Origin of the sequence: Parafrankia sp. EUN1f, from assembly GCF_000177675.1 — a bacterium.
Lineage (GTDB): Bacteria > Actinomycetota > Actinomycetes > Frankiales > Frankiaceae > Parafrankia.
Map to the genome: position 1 here is coordinate 1 of NZ_ADGX01000120.1, position 26,409 is coordinate 26,409.

The window sequence follows — 26,409 nt, forward strand, 5'->3', positions numbered from 1 at the left end:
CCGGATCGACGTGCTCTACGCGATGCTCGCAACGCACCTTCTACCGACGGCCCCGACCCCCTCACCGGCTTGACGAAGGACATAGGGGCACTTTTTGCTCGCACGCTCGCGGAGTCCACGATCGCCGAGGTCCAGTCCACGCTTCCGGCGCCGCCGTGCCGGTCGAGCACCGCCCGATGTATCCGGGGCCATAACCCCGCCCGGGTCCAGACCTGGAACCGGCGGTGCGCCGTAGGCGCGGACACCCCGAACGACGGCGGGAGATGCCGCCACGCACAGCCCGACGTCAGCACGTACACCACCGCCGTGAACACCGCCCGCTCGTCCACCGGAGCCGTCCCCCCACCCTGCGGACGCGGGGTGAAGGAGGGCAACAGAGGTTCCACGAGCTCCCAGAGCTCGTCCGGTACCAGCCGCAGGGCAAGGCGGTCGCTCACGCCTCAGATCATGCAAGAAGATCCACTACACCCACGTGAGACACGCTCTTAGTAACGGCTGTCCGGAATCAACGGGGCACACCATGCCGAACATGCCGCTGTCCTCATCGCCCCTACGAGGGATTGCAACATGACGCGGATCTTCGTGATGCCGAACATGCCGCTGTCCTCATCGCCCCTACGAGGGATTGCAACGGGGGATTGGGTGGCTGGTCCTGCTAGCGATCAGATGTCCTCATCGCCCCTACGAGGGATTGCAACGGTATCGCGTCTGTGTCCCGGAGGTTCCACCGTGCTGTCCTCATCGCCCCTACGAGGGATTGCAACGTGAGACGTCTCGCCCGGACGGGAGTACGGTGGCCGGTCCTCATCGCCCCTACGAGGGATTGCAACTCCGGATACCGGCGGGCCAGCGCGGCGAGCGCATGAGTCCTCATCGCCCCTACGAGGGATTGCAACGTGCCGCCGATGTCCCAGCCGGGTGCGGCGTGCTCCGGCCCTCTGTAGGACCCGGTGCGGTTCATGTCAATACCTACCTGGTGCTCTGGATCAGACGGAAATTTAAACGGCTCAGGTCGTTCGAGAAGGCCAAACGGTGGTGGAACGGGTTGCTGCGCAGACAGCCACGCCTGTTCGCTCACTGGGTCTGGATGACTGAGTTCTGACGGACTGGATGGGACGAGCGGAGTGACGGGAGACTGTCACGCTCCGTTCTGTGGTAGCCCGGGGATGAGATTCCCCCAGGCCACCCGGCGTTTCGATCCACTCATCGTGTTGTTTGGCGCCACCATTAGTTCCTCGCCGAACCCCTCGGCATCGGTCGCGGTCGGATGCACGGCTATCGCGTATTTTCTCATCGATTCGCTTCGCCGCTTTCTCGTGAGGACCTCGTGGCCGCTTTGCGTCACGGACGGCACTTCTGTGAGTCGCTGGATGATCACGATACGTATAGCGTGTTCCTGGCCTCCGCTCCCACCGCCAATGGTCGCTCGACGCCGCACTGGCGGGGCCGGTCGGGCCGATTCGGATCACCGTTGCCATTCGATGGGTGGTCGCCGGCCGGCGGCGGCGAGCGCGCCTCGCGGCTCCGGGCTCACGTACCTCGCCGGTGCGGTGGTGGCCTGTCCGTCAGAACTGTCGGAGGGGTAGTGCAAGATCGGAGGTCGCGGGCGACATGTACGGTTCGTGTTCGAAGGGTTGCGATGAGCGCTGCGAGTTGCGGGGGTGACTGTTATGCGGCTGAGAATCGCGGTGCGCACTACGGCGCGTGAGTTGCCATGGCAGAGTGTGCAGGCGCCGGGGCGTGGGCTGTGCTACGGCCTGCTGCGCCAGGTGGCACCGGAGGTCGCGTCACAGCTGCACGAGCAGGGGTGGGGCGAGCATCGGATGGTGCCGTTCGGGTTCGGTCCGCCGGTCTTTCCGCACGCGCCGCGTTTGAAGGGCCGGTATGCGATCGGCGGCCGTGGCTACGTCGAGCTGGGGAGTCCGCTGTTCGCGCTGGTTGAGGCGTGGGCGAAGGTACTCGCCGGCATTCCGATGCTCGATTGGGGCGGGGTGGCGCTGCATGTCGAGGGTGTCGAGGTGGTGGAGGCGCCGTCGTTCGAGTCGGGCCGCGCGGTACTGCGGACGGTGACACCGGTGGTGGTGAAGGGCTCGGGCCTGGGACCGGACGGGGTGCGGACTACCCGGCAGGCGTTCCTGCTGCCGCAGGAGCCGGAGTTTGCCGGCTACTTCGCGCAGAGCCTGCGTCGTAAGGCGGAGACGATTGGTGTCGATCCACAGGTCGCGCTGCACGCGGTGACCTGGGTAGGCGCTCGGCGGTCCGTCGACGTGGGTAAGGGGAAGAAGTCCGGCGCCCCCGTCGAGGTGGAGCTGCGTGGGGCCGCGGAGACGCTGCGGGCGCTGTGGTCCTGGGGCCTGGGGCAGTCGAACTCCGCTGGTTTCGGATGGGTGGCGGCGTGACAGCCGTGCCCGTTAGGAAGGTTGACGGCCGGGCCGCGCAGCGGTCCGTGGTGCTGACAGCGCATCCGTTGCAGCGGATCGGCGCGTTCGCATTGGCCGCGATTCAGGCCGAGGAGCCGGTCGACGCGCCACACCCGGCCGATCTGACGCCGGTGGGGTTCGACCGCGCGGTCGAGCTGATGATCGAGGACGCCTGCCTGGCGGCGGATTACGGGCGCCGCGGCAAGGACAGTTTCTGGCTGAAGTCGAGCGGCGCGTTCTTCCCCAACTCGAAGATGAATCATCGGCCCACCCTCGGGAAACGTCCGCGCGCGGAAAACGACGAGCGTATTCGCGCGTGGCGGACGATGCCGGAGCCGGCGGACTGGCCAGCGGCGCCGTGCGTGCTGTGCGGTCGGAATGCTGTGGGGTTCTACGGCAAGGTGGATGTTCCGCTGGTCGACGCGGCTGGCTACTGCAACAGCACCCCGCGCGGGCACGGCGGGCTGGCGCTGTGTTGGCCGTGTGTGTGCTGCTTCCACGCACTGCCCTACGGCGCCCGGCTGACGGGCGGGCCCAGCACCGCGGTGCACAGCTGGGACGAGGAGTTCCTCGCGTGGGCGACGCTGGAGCAGGCCGACACCACCTGCCGGGAGATCACCGGAGAGAAGAAGCCGGATCCGTCGGGCCGCTACCAGCACGAGCGCACCGCCCTGTTGGCCATTCGGCGCTACGAGCAGCCGATGCGGGCGGGTGTCGAGCTGATGGTGTTCAGCAATGACAACCGCGGCCCGAGCCTCGGGATGTACGGGCTGGAAGAGCCCCTGGCGGAGTGGCTGCGTTCGACGCTGCGAGAGCCGGTCTTCCGCCGAGCGTGGCGGTCACTGATCGCGGCGTACGAGGTGCCGCCGGTGCAGGGCAACCGCCGACTGGCCCGCGACGCCTTCCACCGGCCCTTGCGGATCTTCCTGACCGCTGCCGACCGTCTCGCAGGCGGCCGCGGTCTCCGGGCCGTCACGCGCTTCGACCGGCCGCTGGCAGACCTGACCCTGTCCTTTCTGCGTGAGGTGATGGATGTGAATCAGGCCGACGTCGACCAGGTCGAGCGGCTGGCCCGCGAAGTCGCGGCCGAGATCAGCCAGGAGGACAGTGCCGGCGCTCTGATGGGCTTCCGGGTGGCCTGCCGCAGTGTAGTCGCGTTGCAGAAGTGGCTCGAGAAGAAGGCGGTGCTCCGTGCACTGCGCCCGTCATCCACCGCGCGGCGAGACCCGCTGCTGAACACGGCCCAGTTTCGGCTGCTGTTCGACCCGGACGGCCAGGGCTGGCTGTACCGCCGGCTGCTGCTGATCGCCGTGCTCGGCGCCCTGCACGAACTGGGGTGGACGCCGCAGGACGCGGACGACGAACTCGCCGAGATCGAGGCAGAGAAGATCGACGACGTGCCTCTCGCCGCTGAGGACGAGGCGTTTTTGGGGGGAGTCTCAGAATGAGCTATCTGGTCGGCAAGGTGGCGCTGGACGTGCGGGCGGGCGCGCCGAACAACGGCGCCGGCGACGACAACGTCTCGCGGGTCAAGCAGCTCCGTGTGGGGCGTGACCAGTACCCGTATGTCAGCGCGCAGAGTTTCCGCCGCTGGCTGCGCGACTCGGTGCCGGCGGACGAGCCGCGTTCGGCGGTCACCCGCAGCGGTAGCGGCAAGAACCAGCAGGCGTACACCGCCGGGCGGCCGGACCGCTTCTTCGACGACGATCTGTTCGGCTACATGGTCGCGGTGAAGGGCAAGGACGGGCAGAGCTGCCAGCGCGACACCGTGCTGGCAACCGGCACGCTGCTGTCGGTGGCGCCACGCCGGCCGGTGGAAGACTTCGGCACGATGAGCCGCGGCTTCGAGGCCGGGCAGAACCCGGTGCTGCACGGTCACGAGCTCTACAGCGCCGAGCTCGCCGGCGACATCCTGCTCGACCTGCCCCGCATCGGTACCTTCGAGACCGCCGGGTCCGGGCTGAAGATCGCGTTGACGTCGCAGGCGGCGAAAGAAGCCGCGGCGGACGGGGCGGAGGCGCTGACCTTCCGCGGCTCACCGGCGCTGCGCCTGGCGCTGCCGGAGCGCCGCCGGCGAGCGGCGATGCTGCTGCGGACCCTGACCGCGGTGCGCGGCGGCGCGAAACAGTCGCTGCACTATGGCGACCGCGCGCCGGCGCTGGTCCTGCTGGCTCCGCTGAAGGGTGGCATCAACCCGTTCACCCGCGTGCTCGCTGTCCGGGACGGGCGGGTCGTGTTCGACAGTGCGGTGCTGCGAGAGGAGCTGGCCGCCTGGGCTGACGAGCTGGACGGACCTGTGCATCTGGGCTGGTCGCCGGGATTCCTCGGTGACCAGCGGGACGTCGCCCGCGGTGAGCTGGCCGACGAGATCAGGGCGGGCCGGCTTCTCGTCGATCACCCGCGGCTCGTGCTCGGGCGGCTCGCCGACGAGATCGAGGCCGGTAACAGGGACGCCTGGTTCGACGACCCGAAGTCATGACCGCGGCCGACCCGGATCCGGGCCTGTCCCCGAGCGTGGCCGACGCGGTGATGGCCCTGCAGGTGACCGTCACCGCGCCGATCGTCTCGTTCCGCAATCCGCTCTACTCGTCGGTCGCGCTGTGCCTGCCGTGCCCGCCGCCGGCCACGGTGGGAGGGCTGCTCGCCGCGGTCGCGGGCGGGTGGGAGGAAGTCGACCCGGGTCTGCGGTTCGCCATGGCGTTCACCGCGGAGGCGACCGGGATCGACCTGGAGACCTTCCATCCGCTGGAACAGCAGGGAAAACGAACCGACCCGGTGCCGCGTGAGCGGCACTTCCTCGCCGGGGCGAAACTCACGATCTGGCTGGTCGACGACGTCGAGCTGTGGCGGGCACGGTTTCGTCGACCGGTCTGGCCGTTGCGGCTCGGGCGGAGCCAGGACCTCGCCACCGCCCGGACGACCACCGTCACCCTCCGCCGCGGCCAGGGGAGGGTCGGCGGCGCACTGCTGCCCGCGGACATTCCCTCCGGCGGCACCCTGCTGCAGTTGCCCACCGCGATCAGCCGAGACCGGTCCCGCACCCGGTGGGAGCCCTATCGTCACCACCGATCCGTCGGCGGCGGTCGCCTCGGGCCGGACGCGGCCCGGCACACGGCGGTCGAAGGGTGGGCGGCTCCGGACGGCCGCGCGGTGTGTTTCCTGCCCTCGGCCCATCCGGCGACGGTGGAAGTGGCGTGATATCTCGTGCGCCCTCGCCCACCGCCGCGTCCCAGCCCCAGGCAGGCGAGCCGGGCGATGACGTCGGGCGGCTCGACGTCATCCTGGCCAAGTCGCCCCGATCGCGGCGGCCCGGCGAACGGCTGACCGCTCATTCCCTGGCGACCCTGCGGGCCGCGGGGGAGATCCGTGACCGGTTGGGCGCCGCGCCGCCGGTCGTCGCCGAGGCCGCCGACCTCGGCGACAGATTCTGGATCCTGGTCGCCTGGGCCGCCCTGCTGCACGACGCCGGGAAGATCGCCGACGGTTTCCAGCGGATGCTGGCCGACGGCACGCCCTGGGGGCACCGGCACGAGGTGCTCTCCCTGGGGTTCCTGCCCAGGCTGCTGGAGGATCCGGCCGAGCGGGGATGGGTCGGGTTGGCGGTCGCGACCCATCACCGGGCGTTGATCTCGTCGGGTGACGGGGGAGCGCCGTCGCTGCGGCAGCTCTACGGAGACGGAACGGTCGAGTGGCTGCGCTCGGAGCTCGGCCCCTCCGATCCCGCCGCCTGCGCCGAGCTGAGCACCTGGTTCGGCCGCCAAGGCGCCGCCGCGGGCCTGCTCCCCAGTACTGACCGTGACGACCCCCGCCCGGACGCCGCGCCTGCGACACGGTCGAAGGACATCGCCGACAGGCCGAAGGACGCGGATGTCGTCGACGACGCACACCGGCTGCTCGCCGAGATCCTCAACACCTGGGGCAGGTCTGTGCGCAGCGACCGCGGGCTGGCCGCGGTACTTCTCCAGGGAGCCGTCACTCTTGCCGATCACCTCTCCAGCGCACACGGCGCCCTGCACACCACCCAACCGTTCGACGGCGACTACCCGGCGCGACTCACCGCCAGGCTCGCTACCCAGGGCCACCGAACGCGCTCGCACCAGGCGGCGGCCGGCGCCGTGGACGGCCATCTGATCCTGCGGGCCTGGACCGGCAGCGGAAAGACCGAGGGAGGTCTGCTCTGGGCCGCCGGCCAGGTCGAAGCGATCCGTCGCCAGAGCGGCGGCGTTCCCCGCCTCTTCTACAGCCTGCCGTACCTCGCCTCCATCAACGCCATGGCGAACCGCCTCGCCGCCCAGGAACTAGCCGACCACGGCGGTATCAGCGCGGTGGGAGTCAGCCATTCACGTGCCGCCTCCTACTACCTCTCCCGCTCCCTCTGCGGCGACGAGCCGGAGGCGGGGCCCGACGACAGGGCGCCGGCCACCGCGGCCGACAAGGCCGTGGCGCGGGCACACGCCACCCGGCTGTTCCGCGAGACTGTGCGCGTCGGAACGCCCTACCAGCAGCTACGCGGCGTGCTCGCGGGGCCGGCCCACTCCAGCGTCCTGCTCGACTGCGCCAACTCCGTGTTCGTTCTCGACGAGCTCCATGCCTACGATCCGCAGCGACTCGGGTACATCCTCGCCACCGCCGGCCTGTGGGCGCGGTTGGGTAGCCGGATCGGCGTGCTCTCCGCCACCACGCCCAGCCGTCTCGTCGGCCTGATTCGCGAGACGCTCACGGAGATCGGAACGTCCGGCGGCGATTCGACGGTGGCCGCCACCGTCACCGTCATCGACGCCGACTCGGGCACCGCGCCGGTCCGGCACCGCGTCCGCACCGCCGGGCAGCCCCTGACCGACCCGGCCACCATCGCCGCGATCAGGCGCCGCCTCGCGGCCGCCGAATCCGTGCTCGTGGTCGCGAACAACATCGCCGACGCCCAGCACCTCTACGCCGAACTCGCCCCGCACGTGGCTCCCGGACCAGACGGATCCCCACCGGCGCACCTGTTGCACTCCCGCTTCACCCGCCGCGACCGCACCCGCATCGAACAGGCCCTCACCAGCCGCTACCGCAACGGCCTGCGGCCAGCGGACCGCCAGCCCGGCCTTGTCGTCGCCACCCAGGTCGTCGAGGTCTCCCTCGACGTCGACTTCGACGTCCTGGTCACTTCCGCCGCGCCCCTGGACGCCCTGATCCAGCGCTTCGGCCGCGTCAACCGCACCGGTGTCCGCCCGCCGGCCGACGTCATCATCTGCCCGGCCGAGCCCCGCACCCGCCGCGGTAACAGCACGGACCTGTTCGCCGACGGCGTCTACGACTACTCGCCGACCGAAGCCACCTGGTCCGTCCTCACGCGGCATGACGGGCAGGACGTCAGTGAAGCTGACCTCGCTCGCTGGCTCGACGGACTGTACGACTCCGACTGGGGGCACACCTGGGAGGCCGATGTCCGCAGGCATCAGCAGAAGTGGAAGACCACGTTCCTCAGGTTCTCCGCCCCGTTCACCGACCGCTCCGGGCTCGCGGACGAATTCGATCGCATGTTCGACGGAGTGGAAGGCGTGCTCGCCGCGGACACCGACGAGTACAGCCGCCTGCTCACCGCGGGCAACGGACCCTCGGCCGGCCGGCTCCTCGCCGCCGACCTCCTCATCCCGCTACCCCACTACGCCCGAGGCCTGGGGCGCTGGGACCGCGACCTCGACGTGCTCGTCATCGACGGCGACTACAGCCCCGCCACCGGCCTGACCGACATCCGCCCGACGAAACGGACGTCCGTCACCTACGAACTCGGTGAGCTGATCTGATGGACGCGGCCGATGTCGGCGGAGTGCACATCAAGTATCTGCACCATTGCCGCCGCCAACTCTGGCTCTACCTTCGTGGCATCCGCCCCGAACACCTCAGTGCCCGAGTACGTCTCGGCGAGGCAGTACACGACACCGCCTACGGACGCTTCCGCCCGGTTGACCTCGGTGCCGCAAAACTCGACCACCTCGACGGCGACCTGTGGGTACATGAGGTCAAATCCTCCCGCCGGCCCACCGCTGCGGACGAGGCGCAGGCCCTCCACTACTGCCACCGTCTCGCCGACGTCGGTGTCGATGTCCGCGGCGCGATCCTGCATTACCGCCCCACCCGACGCACCGTGCGGCTGCCCTTCGACGACGCCTGCCGCGACCGAGCTGCCGCGGACGTCGCCGCAGTGCTCGCGGTAGCGGCCGAAACCACCACGCCGCAGCGGCTTGATCGGCCTGCCTGCACCGGATGCAGCTTCCTCGACTACTGCTGGACGGACTGACCCATGCCCGAAGCGGCTCGCACCTACTGGCTGACGACCGCATGTCGGATCCGACGCAAAGACTCCACCCTCGCGATCGAACGCGAGGACGGAACCCGCGTCCACCTTCCCGTCACCGACATCCGCGACATCATCGCCACCGCCCCGGTCGACATCAACACCGCGGTGATCACCCTGTTCAACCAGTACGGCATCGGCGTTCACCTGCTGAGCTACTACGGCGACTACGCCGGCTCCGTCCTGCCGTCCGATGCGCACATCTCTGGACAGACCGTCCTCGCCCAGGCCAAGGCGGCCACCACACCCGAAATCGCGCTCACGACCGCGGCCGATCTCGTCAAGGCAACAGCGTTCAACGTCGCCCGCGTCATCGACCGCACCGCTCTGCGTAAGCCGCTCAGCACGCTCGAGGACGCCGTCGATCTCGCCGGATCGACTGCGCAGCTTATGGCCGCCGAAGGAAACTTCCGGCGCACGGCTTGGGCCGCGCTGGACACGAAGCTTCCCGACTGGTTGCGGCTCGACGGCCGCAGCCGACGACCACCCACCAACGCCGGAAATGCCTTCATCAGCTATGTGAACGGCATCGTCTACGCCCGCACCCTCACTGCGATCCGACTCACGCCCCTTCACAGCGGTATCGCCTTCCTGCACAGCTCACTGGAACGACACAGGCACTCCCTCGCACTGGACCTCGCCGAAGTATTCAGACCCCTGTTCGCCGAACGGCTCCTGCTCCGCCTCTCGGGTCGTGGCCAACTCACTCCGGATCACTTCGACGCCACCGTCGGCAACGCCATGCTCTCCGAAGCGGGGCGTCGGTTCGTCGTTCAGACCGTCCGCGACGAGCTCGCCACCACCATCACCCACCGCGCCCTCAAGCGCTCCGTCGCCTACGACGAACTGCTCTACCTCGAAGCACTCAAGCTCACCCGCACCTGCCTCGAAGGCGAGCGATACAAGCCACTCCGAATCTGGTGGTGACACAGCGTGTACGTGATCGTCGTCTACGACACCGCCGCCGAGCGCAACAGCAAGATCCTCGGGCTCTGTCGGCAGTACCTGCACCACGTGCAGCGCAGCGTCTTCGAGGGCAACCTCAGCCCAGCGCAGGTCCTGCGCTTCCGTCGCTCCGTCGAGAAGGTCATCGACCACTCCTACGACCACGTGCTCGTCTACACCCTGCCGCCGGGCGCTGACGTCGCCCGCGAAAGCCTCGGTGCGGGCTGGGCGGCCCCAAGTGACATCCTGTAGACGATCGGCAGGTCACGTGATCTCGGAGATGTTGATGTCAGACCGGAGGTTCGCTGCAGATCGGGCCCTGCGAAGCCTCGCAACACGCCGTGTGACCTGCGGGTTTATACTCGGGTCCTCATTGCCCCTACGAGGGATTGCAACTACGCCGTCGGCGCGGCGGTCTCTACCTGGTATCCGGTCCTCATTGCCCCTACGAGGGATTGCAACGCGGGGATCGCCAGCGTGCCGAGCGAGTCGTAGCAGGGTCCTCATTGCCCCTACGAGGGATTGCAACTGGTGGGGGTAGTCGTGCCCGTGGTGGTAGTCGTGTCCTCATTGCCCCTACGAGGGATTGCAACGCGGCTTTGCCGTCGAGGGTCTCGATCTCTACACCGCGGTCCTCATTGCCCCTACGAGGGATTGCAACAGCGGTCGGCTCCACTCCATGGGGATTTGCTGCGGTCCTCATTGCCCCTACGAGGGATTGCAACGGAACGTCCTGACGCTCGCCGCGATCGTCCCCACGAGTCCTCATTGCCCCTACGAGGGATTGCAACTGGTACCGGCGTGGCGGGGCGCCGCGCGTGGAGAGCGTCCTCATTGCCCCTACGAGGGATTGCAACGTGAAGTCCCCGTAGACCCCGTCCCCGCCGAGCTTGGGTCCTCATTGCCCCTACGAGGGATTGCAACCTCCACATGTCAGTCGAGCTTGCCGGCTGGCTGGACGTCCTCATTGCCCCTACGAGGGATTGCAACTGTTCGGGGTCAGAAAACCTGGCTCGCCGGGTTCGGGGTCCTCATTGCCCCTACGAGGGATTGCAACCTGTAGGCGGTGCCGGCACTGTTGGCGACCTTGAGCGTCCTCATTGCCCCTACGAGGGATTGCAACTCGAGGACCTGCGTGATGGCCATGATGCTGGGCTCGCCGTCCTCATTGCCCCTACGAGGGATTGCAACGAGGCTTTCCACTGGGATGGGCTCGGCCTGATGCCGGTCCTCATTGCCCCTACGAGGGATTGAAACTGTACGCTGGACCGTGAGGGCAGGCATGGGAGTCCTCATTGCCCCTACGAGGGATTGCAACGTGCGGCGGCACCTACTACCCGGTCCCCGGACGGTCGTCCTCATTGCCCCTACGAGGGATTGCAACTGCGGGAGTTGGCCATGCTAGGAGGTAGGTCGGGGTCCTCATTGCCCCTACGAGGGATTGCAACCTCGTGCCGACCCGGGACCGGTACCACTCGAGCGCGTCCTCATTGCCCCTACGAGGGATTGCAACCCGAGATGGCCCTCGGCGCTCCAGTGGGCCGCGTCGTGTCCTCATTGCCCCTACGAGGGATTGCAACGCCATCCGGACGGGGACGAGGTGCCGGGTGACGCAGGTCCTCATTGCCCCTATGAGGGATTGCAACCGGGAGCTGGATCGGGCGGCGTGGGAGGCCGAGCTCGTCCTCATTGCCCCTACGAGGGATTGCAACTGACCATGCCGTGAGGGGTGGCCACGCCGTCCAGCGGTCCTCATTACCCCTACGAGGGATTGCAACTACGGATTCGAGATCGCCGCGCCGAAGAGAGCCGGAAGTCCTCATTGCCCCTACGAGGGATTGCAACATCGAACGGATATCGACCCCGGCCCTATCGGTGATGGTCCTCATTGACCCTACGAGGGATTGCAACGTGGCGGAGGGGACCCGCGCGGCGGCGGCGAGTCCTCATTGCCCCTACGAGGGATTGCAACTCGATCGTGAAACCCCAGTACTTTTCCTGGTCGACCGTCCTCATTGCCCCTACGAGGGATTGCAACTGGAACCCGTGGTACGAGCCCCGGAATTTGATGATGGTCCTCATTGACCCTACGAGGGATTGCAACGACGTTGAGGAGAGGATCCGTCAGGCGTACTGGCGGGTCCTCATTGCCCCTACGAGGGATTGCAACGTCACGGTCATCGGCACCCGTAGCCCCAGCCCCCACGTGTCCTCATTGCCCCTACGAGGGATTGCAACTTGATCATTCGAAGACGGCGCAGTCATAGACGGTTCTCATTGCCTCGACGAGGGATTGCAACTCCGGTCCGGTCCCGCGGATGCTGGCCATTGACCGTCCTCATCGTCCCTACGGGGGATTGCGACATCGCGGCCTCGACCTGCTCGACGAGGATTGGTGTGCCCCGTTGAATCCGGACAGGCCGGATCTGGCGGCTCTCGAAGCGGTGGCTATGATCGGGACCGGTTGCGTCGGGGGGTGTTCGTGATGCGTCTGTTCGTGCATGTGCTGGGTGAGTCGGACCTGGGCGTCGACAGCCAGGCTGGTCGGTTCGGCCGGTCTATGGGACCGTCGCTTCTTCAGCAGGTGACGCTGCTGAATGACGCGGTTGACGCGAGGGATGCGGACGCGGTCCGGGAGCTGCTCGCGACACCCGTACCGGGCTGGTCGGCGGCGCCGCTGCGGATACTTCTGGATGGTATGGGCAGTGGCGATCTGCTGCTGCTGGTCGCGACGAAAGGGGGTGATTCGCGCGATACCTGCGACGCGGCGGTGGCAATCGAGCGGGCAGTTGGGCTGGTGCCTGACCTGTACGGTCCGGCGGTCGAGGCGGGCCGTCAGATAGCGCGACTGGTCGTGCTCGACCGGCCGAGTCTTCCTGCCGGTAGGGATGCGCTCCAGAAATGGCTGGAGCAGTATGACGCGGCTTCCACCAGCTCCGCCACGGCGGTGACCGGTTTCGTCACCGGTATCGGAACAGGGTCGACTCAGCTCACGATGGGCTGCCTGATGGCGACGCTCGCTGACGGCCGCCCGGTTGTGGTCCGGCCTCTGCAGGAGTCGGAGGTAGGAGCACCGTCGATCGAGAGGTCCGACGCCGAACGGCCGCTGCCGGAGTCCGGAGAGGACCGGGAAGCGGCACCGGCGACCGTGGACCTGAGAGTGAGGGGCGATCCGGCACCGTGGCTTGCTCGTAGGCGGATGTTCGGCTCCCTCGCCGCCTACATCGGTGACAGCGATCCGCGTGCGTCGGCAACGCTGTTGATGTTGGATGCGCGGCAGCGGCTGGACATTGTGGCCTTCGCCGACCAGGCCTGGAAGGCGGGGGTTGATCCGGCGGGGGAGCTGGACCCCGCGCGGTTCGAAGGGCTGGAGGGCGCGTTCATCGATCGGGCCGTGCGCCGTGAGGTGCAGGCGGCGATGATCGGTCGTGCCTGGCTGGAGCGTGAGTATGACGGCCTGCGGGCGACCGGCGACCCGGAGATCGACGTCGTGGTCCAGGGGTCGGCAAGGGTTGGCCATGGCGGCAGGGGTAAGCCGAAGCCCGACCCGGAAATGCTGGGGAACGTTATCCAACGGGTCCGCCAGATTCGGCCCGACAGTCGGAGCGCGGCAGCCAGGTTTCTGGTTGAACACGAGTGGATAAACAAGTGGGCCACGAACAGTGCGGGTAACCACACGTTGCGGGCGCTTACGGCGGGGGACGTCCAGAAGATCGCCAAGATCGCGCGGAGGGCGGATGAGCGTGATCCACGCCGCCGGATGGCCGAGGTACGGGAGTGCGCCGCACCCTATGGGGTTCCGGATCTTTTTGCCTGGTCGTCGGCCTCCTCAGGTGAGGTTCTGGTCGCCTACTGCGTCGGCGGGCAGGAGGTGCAGGGGAACGGGCAGCGTCCCTTCGCCGACGCGGTCTGCGCCGCGAAGTCCATCGAGGCGTTCACGAATCTTCTCGATGATCGGCCTCCGGGGAACCGTGGTGAGTTTCGCGCGCGGCTTCGCGTCGTGTTGATCGCGAGCGAAGCAACCGCGGAGCTCGCACGGCAGTCGATTCGGTATCTCTCCGCCCGGTTGGGATCGGCTGGGAGGGTGGAGCTGGAGCCCATCCGCGTCCCGCTGAACGTAGCGGGAGCGCGGGAGGCCATCACCGCTGGGCTGCGGGCTGTTCCCGGCGTTCTCGATGTGGAGGCGGTGGCGGTCCTGGCTGGCCCGGGAGCGAAACCGATGAACACCGGTCTGCTGCTGGCCGGTACGGATGCGGCGACGGCGGTGGGCTGCCCGGTCTATGTCGGGGCGATGGCGCATGACCGACAGAAGGACCGGACCACGATCGAGCTGGGGGGCAGCCAGGTCGCCGCTCTGCCGGGGTATCCCGACCTGCTGGCCCGGGTGGCCCTGGAGCATCTGGCGGATCTGGAACTGACGGCGGCGGCGGTGACGCTGCGCCGGGGTGGGCGCCGCCTCGAGCCGCTGGCGCGGATCGCCGACGATCTCAGGGGGCAGTTCGTTCGTCCACGCTCCGGAATGAGCGAGACGGCGGCGAGAGCGGATGTCGCCTGCCGCATCGAGTTGATCAAAATCCTGGTGGATTCCCCTACGCGCCGTACCGCGTTCGATGAGCAGCATGCGCTGCATCTGGCGATGACGGTGGCGGACCGGGTCCTGGGCAGGGAATGGCGTAAGCCCGACGGTATGCGGTACAGCCGGATCGCGTACCGGATGCGAAATGCGCTGCCCGTCCTCCACGGCAAGCAACTTCGCACGTTCGGCTCGCTGCTCGAAGAGTACGACGGCCGCGCAGGCCGTGGCCCGCGGGGCATCGTGATCAACAACTGCGAGGACCTGCTGAGCGCGGTACAACAGGAGCTCGATCCACCGGGGCAGGAACGCCGGATGTATCGGGACATCCATGATCGTCTGGTGGCTGGTCTGCTGCGGCTGACGGAGACGCCGGGTACCGGTTGAGTGCCACACACGCGGCGAGAGTCGGCCGGCGAAACCCTTGCTGTCGCGGATGGCCCCGGGGTTCGCGGTGACTTCGCCAGCCGCGGTTGCGGGCCCCGGGCCCGGCGTGGAGCCGATCCCGTCCGTCTGGATCGGGCGGAGACCGCGCCGCCGGGTCTGGATTTTCGCCCTGTCCTTGGAGGTCAGATGCCACCGATCGCCGCGGACGAGCCGGATCCGCGTGCCGACAGCCGGCATGCGCGGAGCATCAGCGGGCTGCGAACCGTCGTCGAGCCCGGCGTCTGCGTCCCGCTGACGGACCTGCCACCCTTCAGCATCGCCCTTGACGGGTATGTGCAGGGCCCGGCGCTGGACACCGATCTACATCGGTTCAGCTTCGACCACCACGGCGAGTGCCTGCGGCTGATGACCGCGGCGACCTGCCGGCAGGTGGCGGACGCGCTGCTGCTCGGACTGGAACCCGCGCGCTACACGGTCTACGTCAACGACCTCGACGCCGACACGGTGCTGGCGACCGCGTTGCTGGCCCGGCCGGACCTGCTCGGCCCGACGGTGTCCGTCCGCGCGGCGACCCGCGCCCTGGTTGAGGCGGTCGCCGGTCGGGACGCGCTCGGGCCGGCCTATCCCGTCACCGATCCGGCGCTGCTCGCCGCGTTCGCGCGGCGGGTGCCGCTGCCCGCGCCCGGTGCCGCGCTGTCGGCCGAGGCCATGTCCGCCGCGCTGGCGGAATGCGTGTCCGCCGTGGTGGCTTTCCTGGTCGAGTCCACTGCGTCGCCGGCCGCGAAACGGCGTCTGTCGCCGTCGGCGATGCGGTTCGGATCACCGTCCGGGGGACGGGCCGTGGCGTCGACGGTAACGAGCGGGTCCGTCGATGGGCACCGCGGGTCCTCGGCCCGGCATGTCGGTCGCCGCCCGCGCCGGCGTGGCGGCGGCTACGTCGTGACGCACCGGGGCACCGGTTGGATCATGGCCCGGGGTTTCGAGCAGGGTGTGTTCGAGAGTGTGTACGCCGAGGGGTATCTACGTGCCGTGGTGTGGAGTGAGCGGCCGGACGGCTCTGTCGCCTACACGGTCGGGCGTCGCAGCGATCTTGTGGCCGCGTTCCCGGTCGGGCCGGCTGAGCGCCCAGGCACCATTCTGGCCGCGCTCGCCGCGAGGGAACGGGGCTGGGGCGGGGGCAGCACCGTCGGTGGCGCCCCCCGCCACAGCGACGGCCGGCGCAGCGTTCTGCGGCCAGACGAGGTGTTCGCCCTGGTGGAGGCGGTCGTCGTGGGTGGATGAACCCCGTGTTCCGGCCCTCTTCGTCGCGCTGTCCGTCTGTGTCGGACAGGCGGCAGGTGATGGCGGTGAGGGCGCGGTGACGGCGACTTGTATCGTCCCTGCGTTCCGCCGGGACGCGGGAACGAGAGCGAAAACGGGGAGGAAGGCGCGTGGGCGATCGGTGCTTTCTGGTGCACCTTGAGACGTCGGCGAAGCAGCGGTTCATCTTTGACACCACGAAACGCCGCGAGAACGTCGGCGCCTCGGAGCTGATCTACCGGCTTGGTGTGTGGACCCGGGAGGCGCTGGGGGCGGGGAATGCGACCGGTGGTCTTCTTCCCGGCTTCCGGCCGGCTCAGTGGTCGATTGGGCGCGGGGATCCGGCTGAGCTGCTCACCGAGGCTGGCGGCGCCGTCTCCGTGCTGGTGCGGGACGCCGACGCCGGGCGTGCGCTTGTCACCGAGGTGACACGGCGGGCATTGCACGAGGCGCCGGGCCTGGACGTTTGCGGGGTGCTGAGTTCACCGTTCGAGTGGAACGGGGCCGAGGAGGACGAGTTCGGCCGGGTGAGGTCCCCGCTGGCGTTGCGTGCCGCCGAGGTGCGGCGGTTGCTTCCACGGGTGCGGTCCCGCCGCCCCGGGCCGGTGGCCAGGTTCGCCAGGATCCCTGTCGTCGCCTCGTGCGCGGCGAGCGGGCTGCCCGCCTGTGACGTTGTCCCGGATGGTGACGGGGTGCGTGTCTGGCAGGCGCGTTCGGCGTCCAGCCTTGCCAAGCGTGATCACCGGCAGCGGGGCTATGAGCGGCTGGCCGAGGCGGCGGGGATCAACGCACCGGCCGTCGCCGCGGGCGGGTCGGAGGTTTCTCCTGCCGATGTGGTGCGGGCGATCTCCGACCTCCTCGGTGACACGGATGACTGGGTCGCCGTGATCCACGCTGACGGGAACAGCCTCGGTGAGCTGTTCCGCAATCTTGACCTGCGCATTGTCGAACGCGACGGCTCCGTTGACTGCGCCACATATGCGAGGGAGTTGAAGGCGCTCTCCGCGGCGGTCGACACCTGTACCCGGGCGGCGTTCCGGGTCGCGTTCGGCGAGGCCACGCGCCGGTGCCCGCCGCAGATGCGGGTATGGGGCAACGCCCCGGTGCTGCCGTTGGTGCTCGGGGGCGACGATCTCACCGTGCTGTGCCTGGGCGACGTGTCGCTGCCTTTCCTGAGCTCCTATCTGACCGCGTTCGAGGAGGAGACACGAAACTGCCCGGACATCGCCGCCCTGCTCCCCGAAGGGCTGACGGCGTGCGCTGGCCTGGCCGCGGTGAAATCCCATTTCCCCTTCTCCGACGCGCACGAACTCGCCGGGGAACTCGCCGAGGAAGCGAAGCGAGCAGTCAAGGCCCACGCTCCACAGACAGCCCCTGCCAAACGCACGGCCGCGGCCATGGCCCCGAGCGACGGCGAAACCAGCGGTGGTGGGCGAGGGCGACCGACGGTCTCCGCGCTGTCGTTTCACGTCGTCACCGACAGCACGGCGAGCACTCTGCGGGATTTGCGCCGTGCGCTGACGATCGACGGCACCAGCCTGGTCGCCCAGCCGTATGTGACGACGCCCGGTGCGACCGGGGGGTGGCTGCACGGCCGGCACTATGACGATCTGTGCCAGCGGGTCGCGCTGATCACCGACCGTTCCGGTCAGCACGGCGCTCCGATTCCAGACGGCCTCGCCCACGGGGAGAGCGGTGGGTACAGCGCCCGGGAACGTGCGCTGCCGGCCAGCCAGCTCCACGAGCTGCGGGAGGCGCTGTTCTCCGGGGCGGAGGTTGCCCGTGGCCTGTTCCAGCAGATGCTGCCCCGTTACGGCTCGGCCGGTCTGAGGGAGATCGGCGGGCCCGACGGCGATCTGTTCTTCGACGTCGACCCGCCGCCCGCGGGCACGTCCCGTCCCCACGAGCTTCCGACCAGGATGACCGGGCTGCTCGACGCCATGGCAGCCGTCGACCTCATGCACGGAGGTGTCGCATGACCACGGGCGATGCCTCGAACGGCGCACCCGCCGGTGGCAATGCGCGCGGCGGGCGAAGCCCGGGCGTGGGTGCGCGGCCGCTGTCGCTCGTTCTCGACCTGACGAGTGACTGGCACTGCGGCACCGGGACGGGCGTGCCCGGCGGTGTCGACAAGATGGTCAACCTGGACGAGCGGCGGCTGCCCTTCGTGCCGGGCAAGACCCTCACCGGGGTGCTCCGGGATGCCTGCGAGGTCGCCGCGGCCGGGCTCGATGGCTCACCCGCGCCGGACGGGCCCTGGCACGCCTGGGTGGAGTGGCTTTTCGGCAGCCAGCCGATGCTGACCGCCGGCAGCGGTGCTCCGGCGGATCGGCCGCCGAGCCCGGCGATGCTGTCGATCCGCCCGGCCCGGTTTCCGGAACCGCTCGCCGCGGCGCTGGCTGCGCGCCCGCGGGTCCGCGACGCGGTGACCTTCGTCCGGCCAGGCGTCCAGATCGATGACCGTACCGGCCGGGCCGCCGACCGATTGCTGCGCTTCGAGCAGATGGCCCGGGGCGGGGTGACGTTGTACGCCGACGCCTCGCTGTCCGGCTGGGACCTGCTCGACTCCGACCAGCGAGCCGCTGTCGCCGCCGTGCTGGGCATCGGCGCCAGGCTCGTCGACCGGATCGGGGGCATTCGCCGCCGCGGCGCCGGCGAATGCGCCCTCGCGATCGAGGGCATCCCCGGCCTGCTCGACACGACGGTCGCAGGGCTGGGAGTCGTGGACTGGCTGCGCAGCCTGGTGGAGGTGCCGGCGACACCGGCCCCGGCCGCGTTCCCGGCTGAAACCGAGGCCTCGGCCGGCGAGGCCTCGCCGGCAGCCTGGGACCGAATTGTGCTCACGCTGTTTCTCGACACGCCGTTGCTCGCCGCCGGGCGGACGATCGGCAACTCCGTGCGCGGGGCGCGGTTCGTACCGGGGTCGACGCTGCTGCCCGCCGTCCTGCGTCAGCTTGCACGCGTCATGCCGGATGCCGGCCCGCGGGCCAGGCGCGGCGATCTCGTCATCACCGACGCAACGGTCGAGGTGGCCGGTGCCGCAGGGCGCCCCGCGCCCCGCACCTGGGCGCACCCCAAAGGCGACGAACGCACGGTGGTCAATCGGCTCGTCACGGAGAGCGGCCCGCAGGCGATCCCCGCGAGCAAGGCGTTCGGTGAGTACTACGTCGGAGCGGCCCGCTCCGAAGGCCACAGCGCAGCCTCCGCAGCCTCCGCCTCCGCCGCTGCCGACGCCTCCGCCGCTGCCGACGCCGACGCCGACGCGGCCGTGGCGGCAGAGGCCGCCACGGCGGTCGAGCTCGTACGGCCCGAGCTGGGGATCCGTGCCCACAACGTGATCGATGACGGGTCCGGTCGCCCCACCTCGGACCTCGTGGGGCTGTTCACGTATCAGGCGATGGTGACCGGCACGGTGCTGCGCGCGGAGGTCCGTGCCCACCGGGGAACGTTTCCCGCCGGGGCCGCCCGTGCCCTGGCCGGAACATGGCGGCTCGGTGCTTCCTCCAAGGATGACTACGGCCAGGTGACCGTCGCCGCGCACGGTCCGCGGCCGTGCGCCGCTCGGAGCATCTCCGGTGCCGCGGCGAGGGAAGGGCAGGACATCCACGTCTGGCTGTTGTCCGATCTGCTGCTGAGGGATGACCGGCTGCGCGCCACCACAGATCGCCGGGTGATCGCCGCGCGGCTCGGTGAACACCTCGGCGTCACTCTCACTCCTGTGGAACCGGACGGCTGCGACCAGATCGACGACGGGAACGCTCCGAACACCCGGCCGGGTGGCACCCGTCTGCTTACCGAAGCGGTCGCGGTGAGCAGACGCGAGAGCTGGCACGGCTCCTGGCAGCTGCCGCGCCCGACGTTGACCGGGCTCGCGGCCGGCAGTGTCCTCACCTTCACCGTCGAGGAAGGCGTCGTCGACGCGGCGCGGGTCGCCGCGGTGGAGGCGTCCGGTCTGGGCGAGCGCACCGCCGAGGGTTTCGGTCAGCTGCTCATCGATGATCCGCTGCTGACCTCCGCGCCGCTGGTCACGCAGTTGGCCGAGGAGGCGGCCGACACGGAGACCTCCGAGCCGGGCATCGGGGCGGCCGATGACCCCCGGATTGTCGACATGGCGAACCTGCTGGAACGGGAGGCGTGGCGCGCTCACGTCCAGCGAGCGGCCCGCGAGCTCGCGGCCTCGGCGGAAGGCCGGGCCCGGGTGCTCGGCGTCGGCTACGACGACCGCCCGGCGACCCAGCTCGCGAGCCTGCACGACGTCCTGTTCCGGCTCGGCCACGACGACGAGGTGACGGCGTGGATCGACCGGCTGGCCGCGAAGAGCACGCAGCGGGCCGACGGCCGCACCACCGGATGGCCCCTGCCGGTCAGGACACAGCTGAAAGCACTCCTGACCGATCAGATGGCGGTGTGGGATCTGGTCGGCCTTGGAACCGGCTCGTCCTCGGTGGCCGACAAGCTTGTCGTGACCAGCGGTGGCGCGCGGGCCCGCCGCGCTGACCGCGCCCTGTGGGCCGAGACCGTCCGCACGGTCGTCACCGCCTGCCTGCGTGCGCACCGCCGGCAGGCGTCCAGCCCGTCCAGCCCGTCCAGCCAGGCCGGTACCGCGGGCGGGTCTGGCGCGACCGGTGATGCGGGCGACCGCGCGGCCCGCAGAGGCGCGGTTTCCGCCGGGACGAAAGGAGTTTCCGGATGACGACGGCACGGGAGGCCCGGTCGGGGCGGCCGGAGCAGGACCCCGCGCAGTGGCCGGAAGCCCCGGTGTGGCCCCGGCCCTGGGCGGGGCGGGGGCGGCCGCTGCGCCGCAGGCTGCGTGTGTGCGGCTGGCTGCGGCTGGAGACGCCGCTGCATGTCGGCGGGCTCGGGCACGACCCGAACGTGGATCTGGCCCTGGCCGTCGACGGGCAGTCGCGGCTCTACGTGCCCGGCACCAGCCTCGCCGGCGTGCTGCGGGCGGCTTGCGGGCATACCTTCGGCTCGCGGGTGACCGACGCCTGGGGCAATGTCCCGCGCCGGCAACCGGGCGCCCGTCCAGGGCAGGCCGCGGGGCACCCACCGGCGGGCGCGACCGTCGCACACGGCTGGGCGAGCCGGATTCTGGTCTCGGACGGACTGCTCACCCTGGAACCGGACGGTGCGGCTCTTCCCGTCCAACTTGTCGAGTCGAGGGTGGGTAACGGCATCGACCGGCACCTGGGCACGGTGGCGGAGAACTTCCTGTACGGGCGAGCCGTGGTGCCGCGCGGTGCCTGGCTGCGGCTCGCGCTCGACCTGGAGTCGGAGGCCGCGTCCTGGGCCGACGAACCGGCCGAGGTGATGGTCACCCGGCTGCTGCGGGCGCTGCTTGACGGACAGATCCGGCTCGGGGCGGGTCGTACCCGCGGCCTCGGCCTGGTCCGGCTCCATGCCGACCGGCTCATGATCCTCGACCAGGACCTGAGCAGTCTCGACGGCCTGCTCGACGCGGTCGGCGTGCCCGCAGGGGACGGCACCGGGCACCGTACCCGTTCGGTCGCCGACCTGCCGGTCGAGGGTCTGGCCGGCGGACGGACGACGGTCGAGGTCGCCTGGCGCCCGCTCTCCCCGGTTCTGGTGCGCGCGGCGGTGGACGGCTACGACACCAAGGCGTTGCCGCTGTTCAGCGCGGTCCTCGGCGAGGCCGGCGACCCGGCCGCAGGCACCGCGACGAGAAGAAGGGAGGAGCACACGCCGAAAGGCACGGCACCGTGCTCCGGCGTTGTCGGCGGCCCGGGTGGAGGGCAAGGCCAGCAGCGGGCCGGGGACGACCCGCGGCCCCGGCTCGCCGCTGTCATCCCCGGAAGCTCGATCAAGGGCGTCCTGCGGACTCAGGCGGAGCTCATCGTCCGCACGGTTCTCGAACGCGACGCGCCGGCGCCGAGCGACGAGCAGCCTGAGCGGGAACGTCCGCGACGCTTCCGCCGGCAGCTTGAGTCGCTCGACGTGGTGAGCGTCCTGTTCGGCTCCGCAGGCCGCGATCCGGAACCTGCCGACGCAGCCGCTTCCGGTTCAGGCCTGCCCTGGGGGCGAGGCGCCCTGGGCGCCGACGACTGCTACAGCACCTCGACCATCCCGAGCACAACATGGCGGGACCTGCTGGGCGCCGCACCGAGAACAGCTACGCCCACCCCCAGCCGGCCAATCCCCGACCAGCCCGACCACGGCCGGCCCCGTCCAAGCCAGCGCCAGCACCAGCGCCCGCCGAAGCCTGGCGGCCCCAAGGGGGCTCCGGGCAAGCCCGAACCCGTCGAGTCGCAGGCCGCGCGAAAGGCCGCCTTCGACAAGCTCGACGACAGGTACGGACTCGTCCGCGCCGATCACGTCGCCATCGACCGGTGGACGGGCGGCGCGGCATCCGGCCGGCTCTACAGCACACTCGAGCCGTACCGCGTCGAGTGGGAACCCCTGCGCCTCACCTTGGACGAAGAGCGGCTGCGGCGCTTCGCCGAGCACGATCCCGATCTCGCCGACGCGGCCCGGGCGCTGTTCATCCTCGTGCTGCGCGACCTCGCCGCCGGGCGGGTGCGCCTGGGGCACGGCACCAACCGTGGCCACGGTGACCTGGCTGTCAGCGCGGTGCGGGTGATCGGATTCCCCGAGGCCGACGGCGTCGAGGACCTCGACGCCCTGCGCGCCCACGCGGTCACCGGCTCACTCGCCCGGGCCTGGCGGCGCTACATCGAGCGCACCCGCGCGGAGGACGGAACGCGATGACGATCGTGACGGAGACGGCGGCGGTGGGCACTGACCGCCCGGACGCCGACCACCGCAGCGGCGCACCCCGCCCTCGTCCCACCTGGCTGTTCTCCAGCACGAGCCAGGGCGTGACACTCATCGAGGCCATCGATGCGGCCGAGTTCCATACCGGCACGGCACTGCTCGCCAGCGCGCAGGCCTACCACGTGGCCCGCCTGGTGGAAGGCCGGCCCAGGGTCCTGCGCCCGGCGACCGACGGGGGCGGCGCGGAGAAGGACCTGCCGCTCCCGGCCACCGGGCGGTCAGCGGTCTTCGAAGCGCGCCTGTTCGACGGGATGAGGGAACTGCGCTGGCTGCATGACCGGGATGGGCTCGGGACCGCGGTGCTGCTCGGCGAGGACGAGGTCTGCGGCGCGGGACTGGCGAAATCACTGCCGGCCCTGGAGGCCATCGACACGATCGGCACCCGCTACCTGCTGTGGGGGCGGCCGGTCACCGGCACAGCGACCCCGGCGGGTACAGCGGGGGAACCCGGCACGGACGGCTGGCTGGTGCTCGCCGATGCCCGCATCGGCCTGATGCCCGTGCCCATGGGCGGACTCGAGCCGCCCGATGCCGCGAGAGCCGGCGCCGGCTGGGCCCGGGAGGAGCACGTGTACCTGCACACCGTGGAGTACGTGGCGACCGATGACACCGCGCACGTAAACGCGGCTGTCGTCGAGGAACGGCTGAGCCATCTCGCGCTGCGCCCGCGCAGGCAGGTGGCCAGCCCCAGGGCGGAGCAGCGGGGAACGGGGGAGCGGTGAGCCACAACGGACGGATCGTCAGCAAGACGGTCAACGGCGAGGAACGGCTGTACGTCCAGCCGGACCAGGGCAAGAAGGCCCCGCCGCTGCGCCGGGATCACCTCGTCGGCTCGCTCGCCGCGAAGAGCGACGCCGAGCTGGTCGGAATCCGGGTCACGTACGAATGGGATTCCGGGACGGCCCGTGAGATCCGACCGTTCGACCCGCCCGGGCGGCGCGCCGGTGCGGCGCCGGCGCCGCGTGCTCCCCGGCCCGAACGCACCCGCAACCTTGAGGAGTTCCACAACCCCTACGCGTTCGTCCCGCCGATGCCGCGGGACACCGCCGATCCTGATCTCGGCGACCGTGGCGCGGATCCCACCGGCCACGGTCATGACCGGCTTCGCCCGGGGCGCCTCACCGGGACGATCGCCGTGCAAATGCGGGTGGAGACCCCGCTGCTGCTGCTCGACACGACCCGGTTCGACCAGGTGGAACAGGGGGACAAGACCGGAGCCGCCGGCCATCGGACCTACCCGGTGCTCGAACGCGTCGTCGACGGCGTGCTGCGCCCGCACCTGCCGTCCACCGCCGTGAAGGGCATGCTGCGTGCGGCGTATGAGGCCGCCACCAACTCCCGGTTCGGAGTCTTCGCCGGTCACGACGATCCACTCGGTTACCGGATGCTCGCCACCACGGGTCTCGACGCGATCCCCGCCCGGGTGGGCGACGACGGCCGAGTACATCTGCTGCCTGGCACCACCCCGCTCGGCGGCCAACGGGTCGGGCAGGGACGGACGGCGCGCATGCACGCGGCCTGGCTGCCTCAGTACTGGAAGGGCAGGGAACAGGGGCGTAACGTGCGCCTGCCCCGCGGTGAGCCCCTGGTGCACGGGGACCGGGTCCACGCCCGCATCCAGCTCTTCGAGCACGTCAAGCCGACCTTCGAGTTCTGGTGGGTCCACTCGATCGCGAGGATGCCCGCCGATCTGCCGGCCACAGGCTCGATCACACCGCCCGGGGGCGAGCCCCCCAGGTACGTGGCCAAGGGCGAGCCGCGGGTGGTCGAGGGTTATCTCTGCCTCACGGGCGACAACATCGACCGCAAGCACGACGAGCGGCTCTTCTTCACCCTCCCCGCGGACGACCCCGATGCCGTGCGGCTTCATCCGGAGCTGGCTCGCGGCCTTCCGCTGGAGACCGTGCGGCGCCACTGGGAACGCACCATCTCGTCCTACCAGGCGACCCGTCAGGCATCGGCGGAGAACCTCAGCCGCCACCTCGCTGACCTGTCCGCGGCGGGGACCTTGAAAGAGGGCGACCTGCTTCACCTCCATTTCGACCAGGGCGGGCGCGGCACCCGGGTGACCGGTGCCTACCCCGTCCTCATATCCCGTGATCTCTACGGTGCCGCCCCGCTGCAGCTGCTCCCGCCGGAACTGCGTCCAGCGGACCGGATCGAGGAGCTTTCACCGGCGGACCGGGTCTTCGGATGGGTGCGCACCGACGCGAAAGACGACGAGAACGCGCCGGCCATCGGCGCCTGGCGCGGCGGTCTGCGGGTGGGGCCGGTGCACTGTGACCAGCCCTCGGACCTTCCCCCGGCCGGCCCCCCGCCGCCCGCGGCCCAGGGCGTGAGACCCGTAGCTGCAGCCGCGGGTGCCGTGGATGTGGGCGCCGTAGCGGCGGGCGCTGTGGTGGCGGCGGTGACCCGCTTCGAGCCGGCCGGGCTGCCTCTGGCCATCCTGGGCGAGCCCAAACCGACCACCGGCCGTTTCTACGTGGCGGCCCGCACCGGACCCGCGTCTCCTGGCCGCCCGGGCACGCCGCCGGCGCGGTCGGGTTTGGGGAAGAGCACCAGACGGGACGCAAGAACGGCCGGTCGCGAACCGGAACCGGACGGCTTCGGCCTCCGGCCACTGCGCGACGAGCCCAGGCCACGCTGGTACGACTCGCCCGACAGTCGGATCCTGCGCGGCCGCAAGGTCTACCCCCATCACGCGGGCCTGCCGGCGGACCACTGGTCTGATCCGATGGACCCCACCTGGACCCAGGCGCCCTCCGAAGGCCGGTTCCGGGAGTATCGCCGTCCGTTGGCACTCGAGGACGACTCCGACCGTGGCGCGCTGCAGCGTGACGGCAAGGCTTTCCGCCAGCGGCCGGCCTCCGACCCACGAGCCGAGCAGCGCGACGATCAGAACCGGTCGGTTCGCGGATGGGTGAATCCGGGAACCACGTTCACCTTCACCATCGACGTCCGCAACCTCAGCGAGGTCGAACTCGGCGCACTGCTTTGGCTGCTCGACCTGAACGCCGACTGGGCGGCTGAGCCGATCGTGTCCCAGGCCGCCGGTGAGCACGACAACCCGAGCGATGCCGGCGGCTCAGGACGACCCGGCAGGCGTCCGGAAACGGGCAGGCCGGCCCCCGAGACCGCCTGGTGTTCACCGAGGGCTAGCGGCCAGGCCCAGCGCTTCCACCGCTTGGGATTCGGCAAGCCGCTCGGCTTCGGCAGCGTCTCGACCGTCGTCGACTGGGCCCACACCACGCTGGCAGACGGATCCGCCTGGCGTGACTACTACCTCGACCTCGACCTCGACTTCGGCCCAGCGCCGGCGCCGGACGAGCCGGGGGAGACCGGCCATCCCGCCCGAATGTTCGTCCTCGGGCGGAATGCCGTCGTCCGCTACCAGCAGGCCACCGTCCGCAGAGGCTCTGGAGGCTCTTTCGGCCAGGCCGCGCACATCAGAGCCATCCTCGCCGCCGCGCAGGGAGATCCGGATATCCCCGTGCACTACCCACGAACGAAGCCCAGACTCTGGAACGGCGGACTCCCGATACCCCCCGATCCTCGTGGCCGCTCCTACACCTGGTTCGTGACCAACGAGTCACCGACGTGGACTGCGCAGACGCTGGACGAACCGGGCGGCGAGCCGTTGACCGTCA

General features: G+C 70.1%; 16 protein-coding genes and 2 CRISPR repeat arrays. Of the genes, 15 read left to right on the plus strand and 1 reads right to left on the minus strand.

All coding sequences use genetic code 11. From position 1 onward, the window contains the following. A partial coding sequence (locus FREUN1FDRAFT_RS42100) for a transposase (RefSeq protein WP_198144511.1) occupies positions 1 to 437 on the minus strand: 437 nt, incomplete at its 3' end. Positions 438 to 537: 100 nt separating this feature from the next. After that, a CRISPR array of direct repeats spans positions 538 to 896; the repeat unit is 30 nt; unit sequence GTCCTCATCGCCCCTACGAGGGATTGCAAC. 774 nt (positions 897 to 1,670) lie between these two features. Here FREUN1FDRAFT_RS42100 and FREUN1FDRAFT_RS27850 point away from each other — a divergent pair. The 15 genes from FREUN1FDRAFT_RS27850 to FREUN1FDRAFT_RS27920 form a co-directional block, all read left to right on the plus strand. Beyond that, positions 1,671 to 2,399, plus strand: coding sequence for a CRISPR-associated endoribonuclease Cas6 (locus FREUN1FDRAFT_RS27850; RefSeq protein WP_006543627.1), 729 nt, complete (start codon positions 1,671 to 1,673; stop codon positions 2,397 to 2,399). A gap of 47 nt (positions 2,400 to 2,446) precedes the next feature. After that, complete coding sequence (locus FREUN1FDRAFT_RS27855; RefSeq protein WP_157475481.1) at positions 2,447 to 3,868, plus strand: hypothetical protein; 1,422 nt, start codon at positions 2,447 to 2,449, stop codon at positions 3,866 to 3,868. Then, positions 3,865 to 4,899 (plus strand): type I-B CRISPR-associated protein Cas7/Cst2/DevR, encoded by a 1,035-nt coding sequence (gene cas7i, locus FREUN1FDRAFT_RS27860; RefSeq protein WP_006543629.1) that lies wholly within the window; start codon positions 3,865 to 3,867, stop codon positions 4,897 to 4,899. Before FREUN1FDRAFT_RS27855 ends, cas7i begins: the two co-directional genes overlap by 4 nt. After that, positions 4,896 to 5,618, plus strand: coding sequence for a CRISPR-associated protein Cas5 (cas5, locus tag FREUN1FDRAFT_RS27865; protein WP_006543630.1), 723 nt, complete (start codon positions 4,896 to 4,898; stop codon positions 5,616 to 5,618). Before cas7i ends, cas5 begins: the two co-directional genes overlap by 4 nt. Continuing rightward, a complete protein-coding gene (locus FREUN1FDRAFT_RS27870; RefSeq protein ID WP_006543631.1) occupies positions 5,615 to 8,212 on the plus strand; it encodes a CRISPR-associated helicase/endonuclease Cas3 in 2,598 nt (865 codons plus the stop codon). The genes cas5 and FREUN1FDRAFT_RS27870 overlap by 4 nt, the downstream gene beginning before the upstream one ends. Further along, the gene (locus FREUN1FDRAFT_RS27875) at positions 8,212 to 8,706 is read left to right on the plus strand and encodes a CRISPR-associated protein Cas4 (protein ID WP_006543632.1); all 495 of its coding nucleotides are present in this window, start codon (positions 8,212 to 8,214) and stop codon (positions 8,704 to 8,706) included. The genes FREUN1FDRAFT_RS27870 and FREUN1FDRAFT_RS27875 overlap by 1 nt, the downstream gene beginning before the upstream one ends. 3 nt (positions 8,707 to 8,709) lie before the next feature. Next, entirely contained in the window at positions 8,710 to 9,690 is a 981-nt protein-coding gene (gene cas1, locus FREUN1FDRAFT_RS27880; RefSeq protein WP_006543633.1) for a CRISPR-associated endonuclease Cas1, read from the plus strand. Positions 9,691 to 9,696: 6 nt separating this feature from the next. Next, positions 9,697 to 9,960: a CRISPR-associated endonuclease Cas2 gene (gene cas2 / locus FREUN1FDRAFT_RS27885; protein ID WP_006543634.1), complete on the plus strand. Its 264-nt coding sequence runs from the start codon at positions 9,697 to 9,699 to the stop codon at positions 9,958 to 9,960. 114 nt (positions 9,961 to 10,074) lie between these two features. Beyond that, positions 10,075 to 12,072: a CRISPR direct-repeat array (repeat unit 30 nt; unit sequence GTCCTCATTGCCCCTACGAGGGATTGCAAC). A 121-nt stretch (positions 12,073 to 12,193) separates the two neighbouring features. Beyond that, positions 12,194 to 14,668: a hypothetical protein gene (locus FREUN1FDRAFT_RS27890; RefSeq protein WP_006543636.1), complete on the plus strand. Its 2,475-nt coding sequence runs from the start codon at positions 12,194 to 12,196 to the stop codon at positions 14,666 to 14,668. A gap of 186 nt (positions 14,669 to 14,854) precedes the next feature. Next, the gene (locus FREUN1FDRAFT_RS27895; protein WP_006543637.1) at positions 14,855 to 15,949 is read left to right on the plus strand and encodes a hypothetical protein; all 1,095 of its coding nucleotides are present in this window, start codon (positions 14,855 to 14,857) and stop codon (positions 15,947 to 15,949) included. A 149-nt stretch (positions 15,950 to 16,098) separates the two neighbouring features. After that, positions 16,099 to 17,946, plus strand: coding sequence for a hypothetical protein (locus tag FREUN1FDRAFT_RS27900; RefSeq protein WP_006543638.1), 1,848 nt, complete (start codon positions 16,099 to 16,101; stop codon positions 17,944 to 17,946). After that, positions 17,943 to 20,660, plus strand: coding sequence for an RAMP superfamily CRISPR-associated protein (locus FREUN1FDRAFT_RS27905; RefSeq protein ID WP_006543639.1), 2,718 nt, complete (start codon positions 17,943 to 17,945; stop codon positions 20,658 to 20,660). Before FREUN1FDRAFT_RS27900 ends, FREUN1FDRAFT_RS27905 begins: the two co-directional genes overlap by 4 nt. Continuing rightward, positions 20,657 to 22,696, plus strand: a complete 2,040-nt coding sequence (locus FREUN1FDRAFT_RS27910) for an RAMP superfamily CRISPR-associated protein (RefSeq protein ID WP_006543640.1) — start codon at positions 20,657 to 20,659, stop codon at positions 22,694 to 22,696. The genes FREUN1FDRAFT_RS27905 and FREUN1FDRAFT_RS27910 overlap by 4 nt, the downstream gene beginning before the upstream one ends. Further along, positions 22,693 to 23,484 carry a CRISPR-associated protein Csx19 gene (gene csx19, locus FREUN1FDRAFT_RS27915; RefSeq protein WP_006543641.1) on the plus strand — a complete coding sequence of 264 codons (792 nt, stop codon included), beginning with the start codon at positions 22,693 to 22,695 and terminating at the stop codon, positions 23,482 to 23,484. Before FREUN1FDRAFT_RS27910 ends, csx19 begins: the two co-directional genes overlap by 4 nt. Next, positions 23,481 to 26,409: TIGR03986 family CRISPR-associated RAMP protein (locus FREUN1FDRAFT_RS27920; protein WP_006543642.1), on the plus strand; the 2,929-nt coding region annotated here is incomplete at its 3' end. The genes csx19 and FREUN1FDRAFT_RS27920, both read left to right, overlap by 4 nt.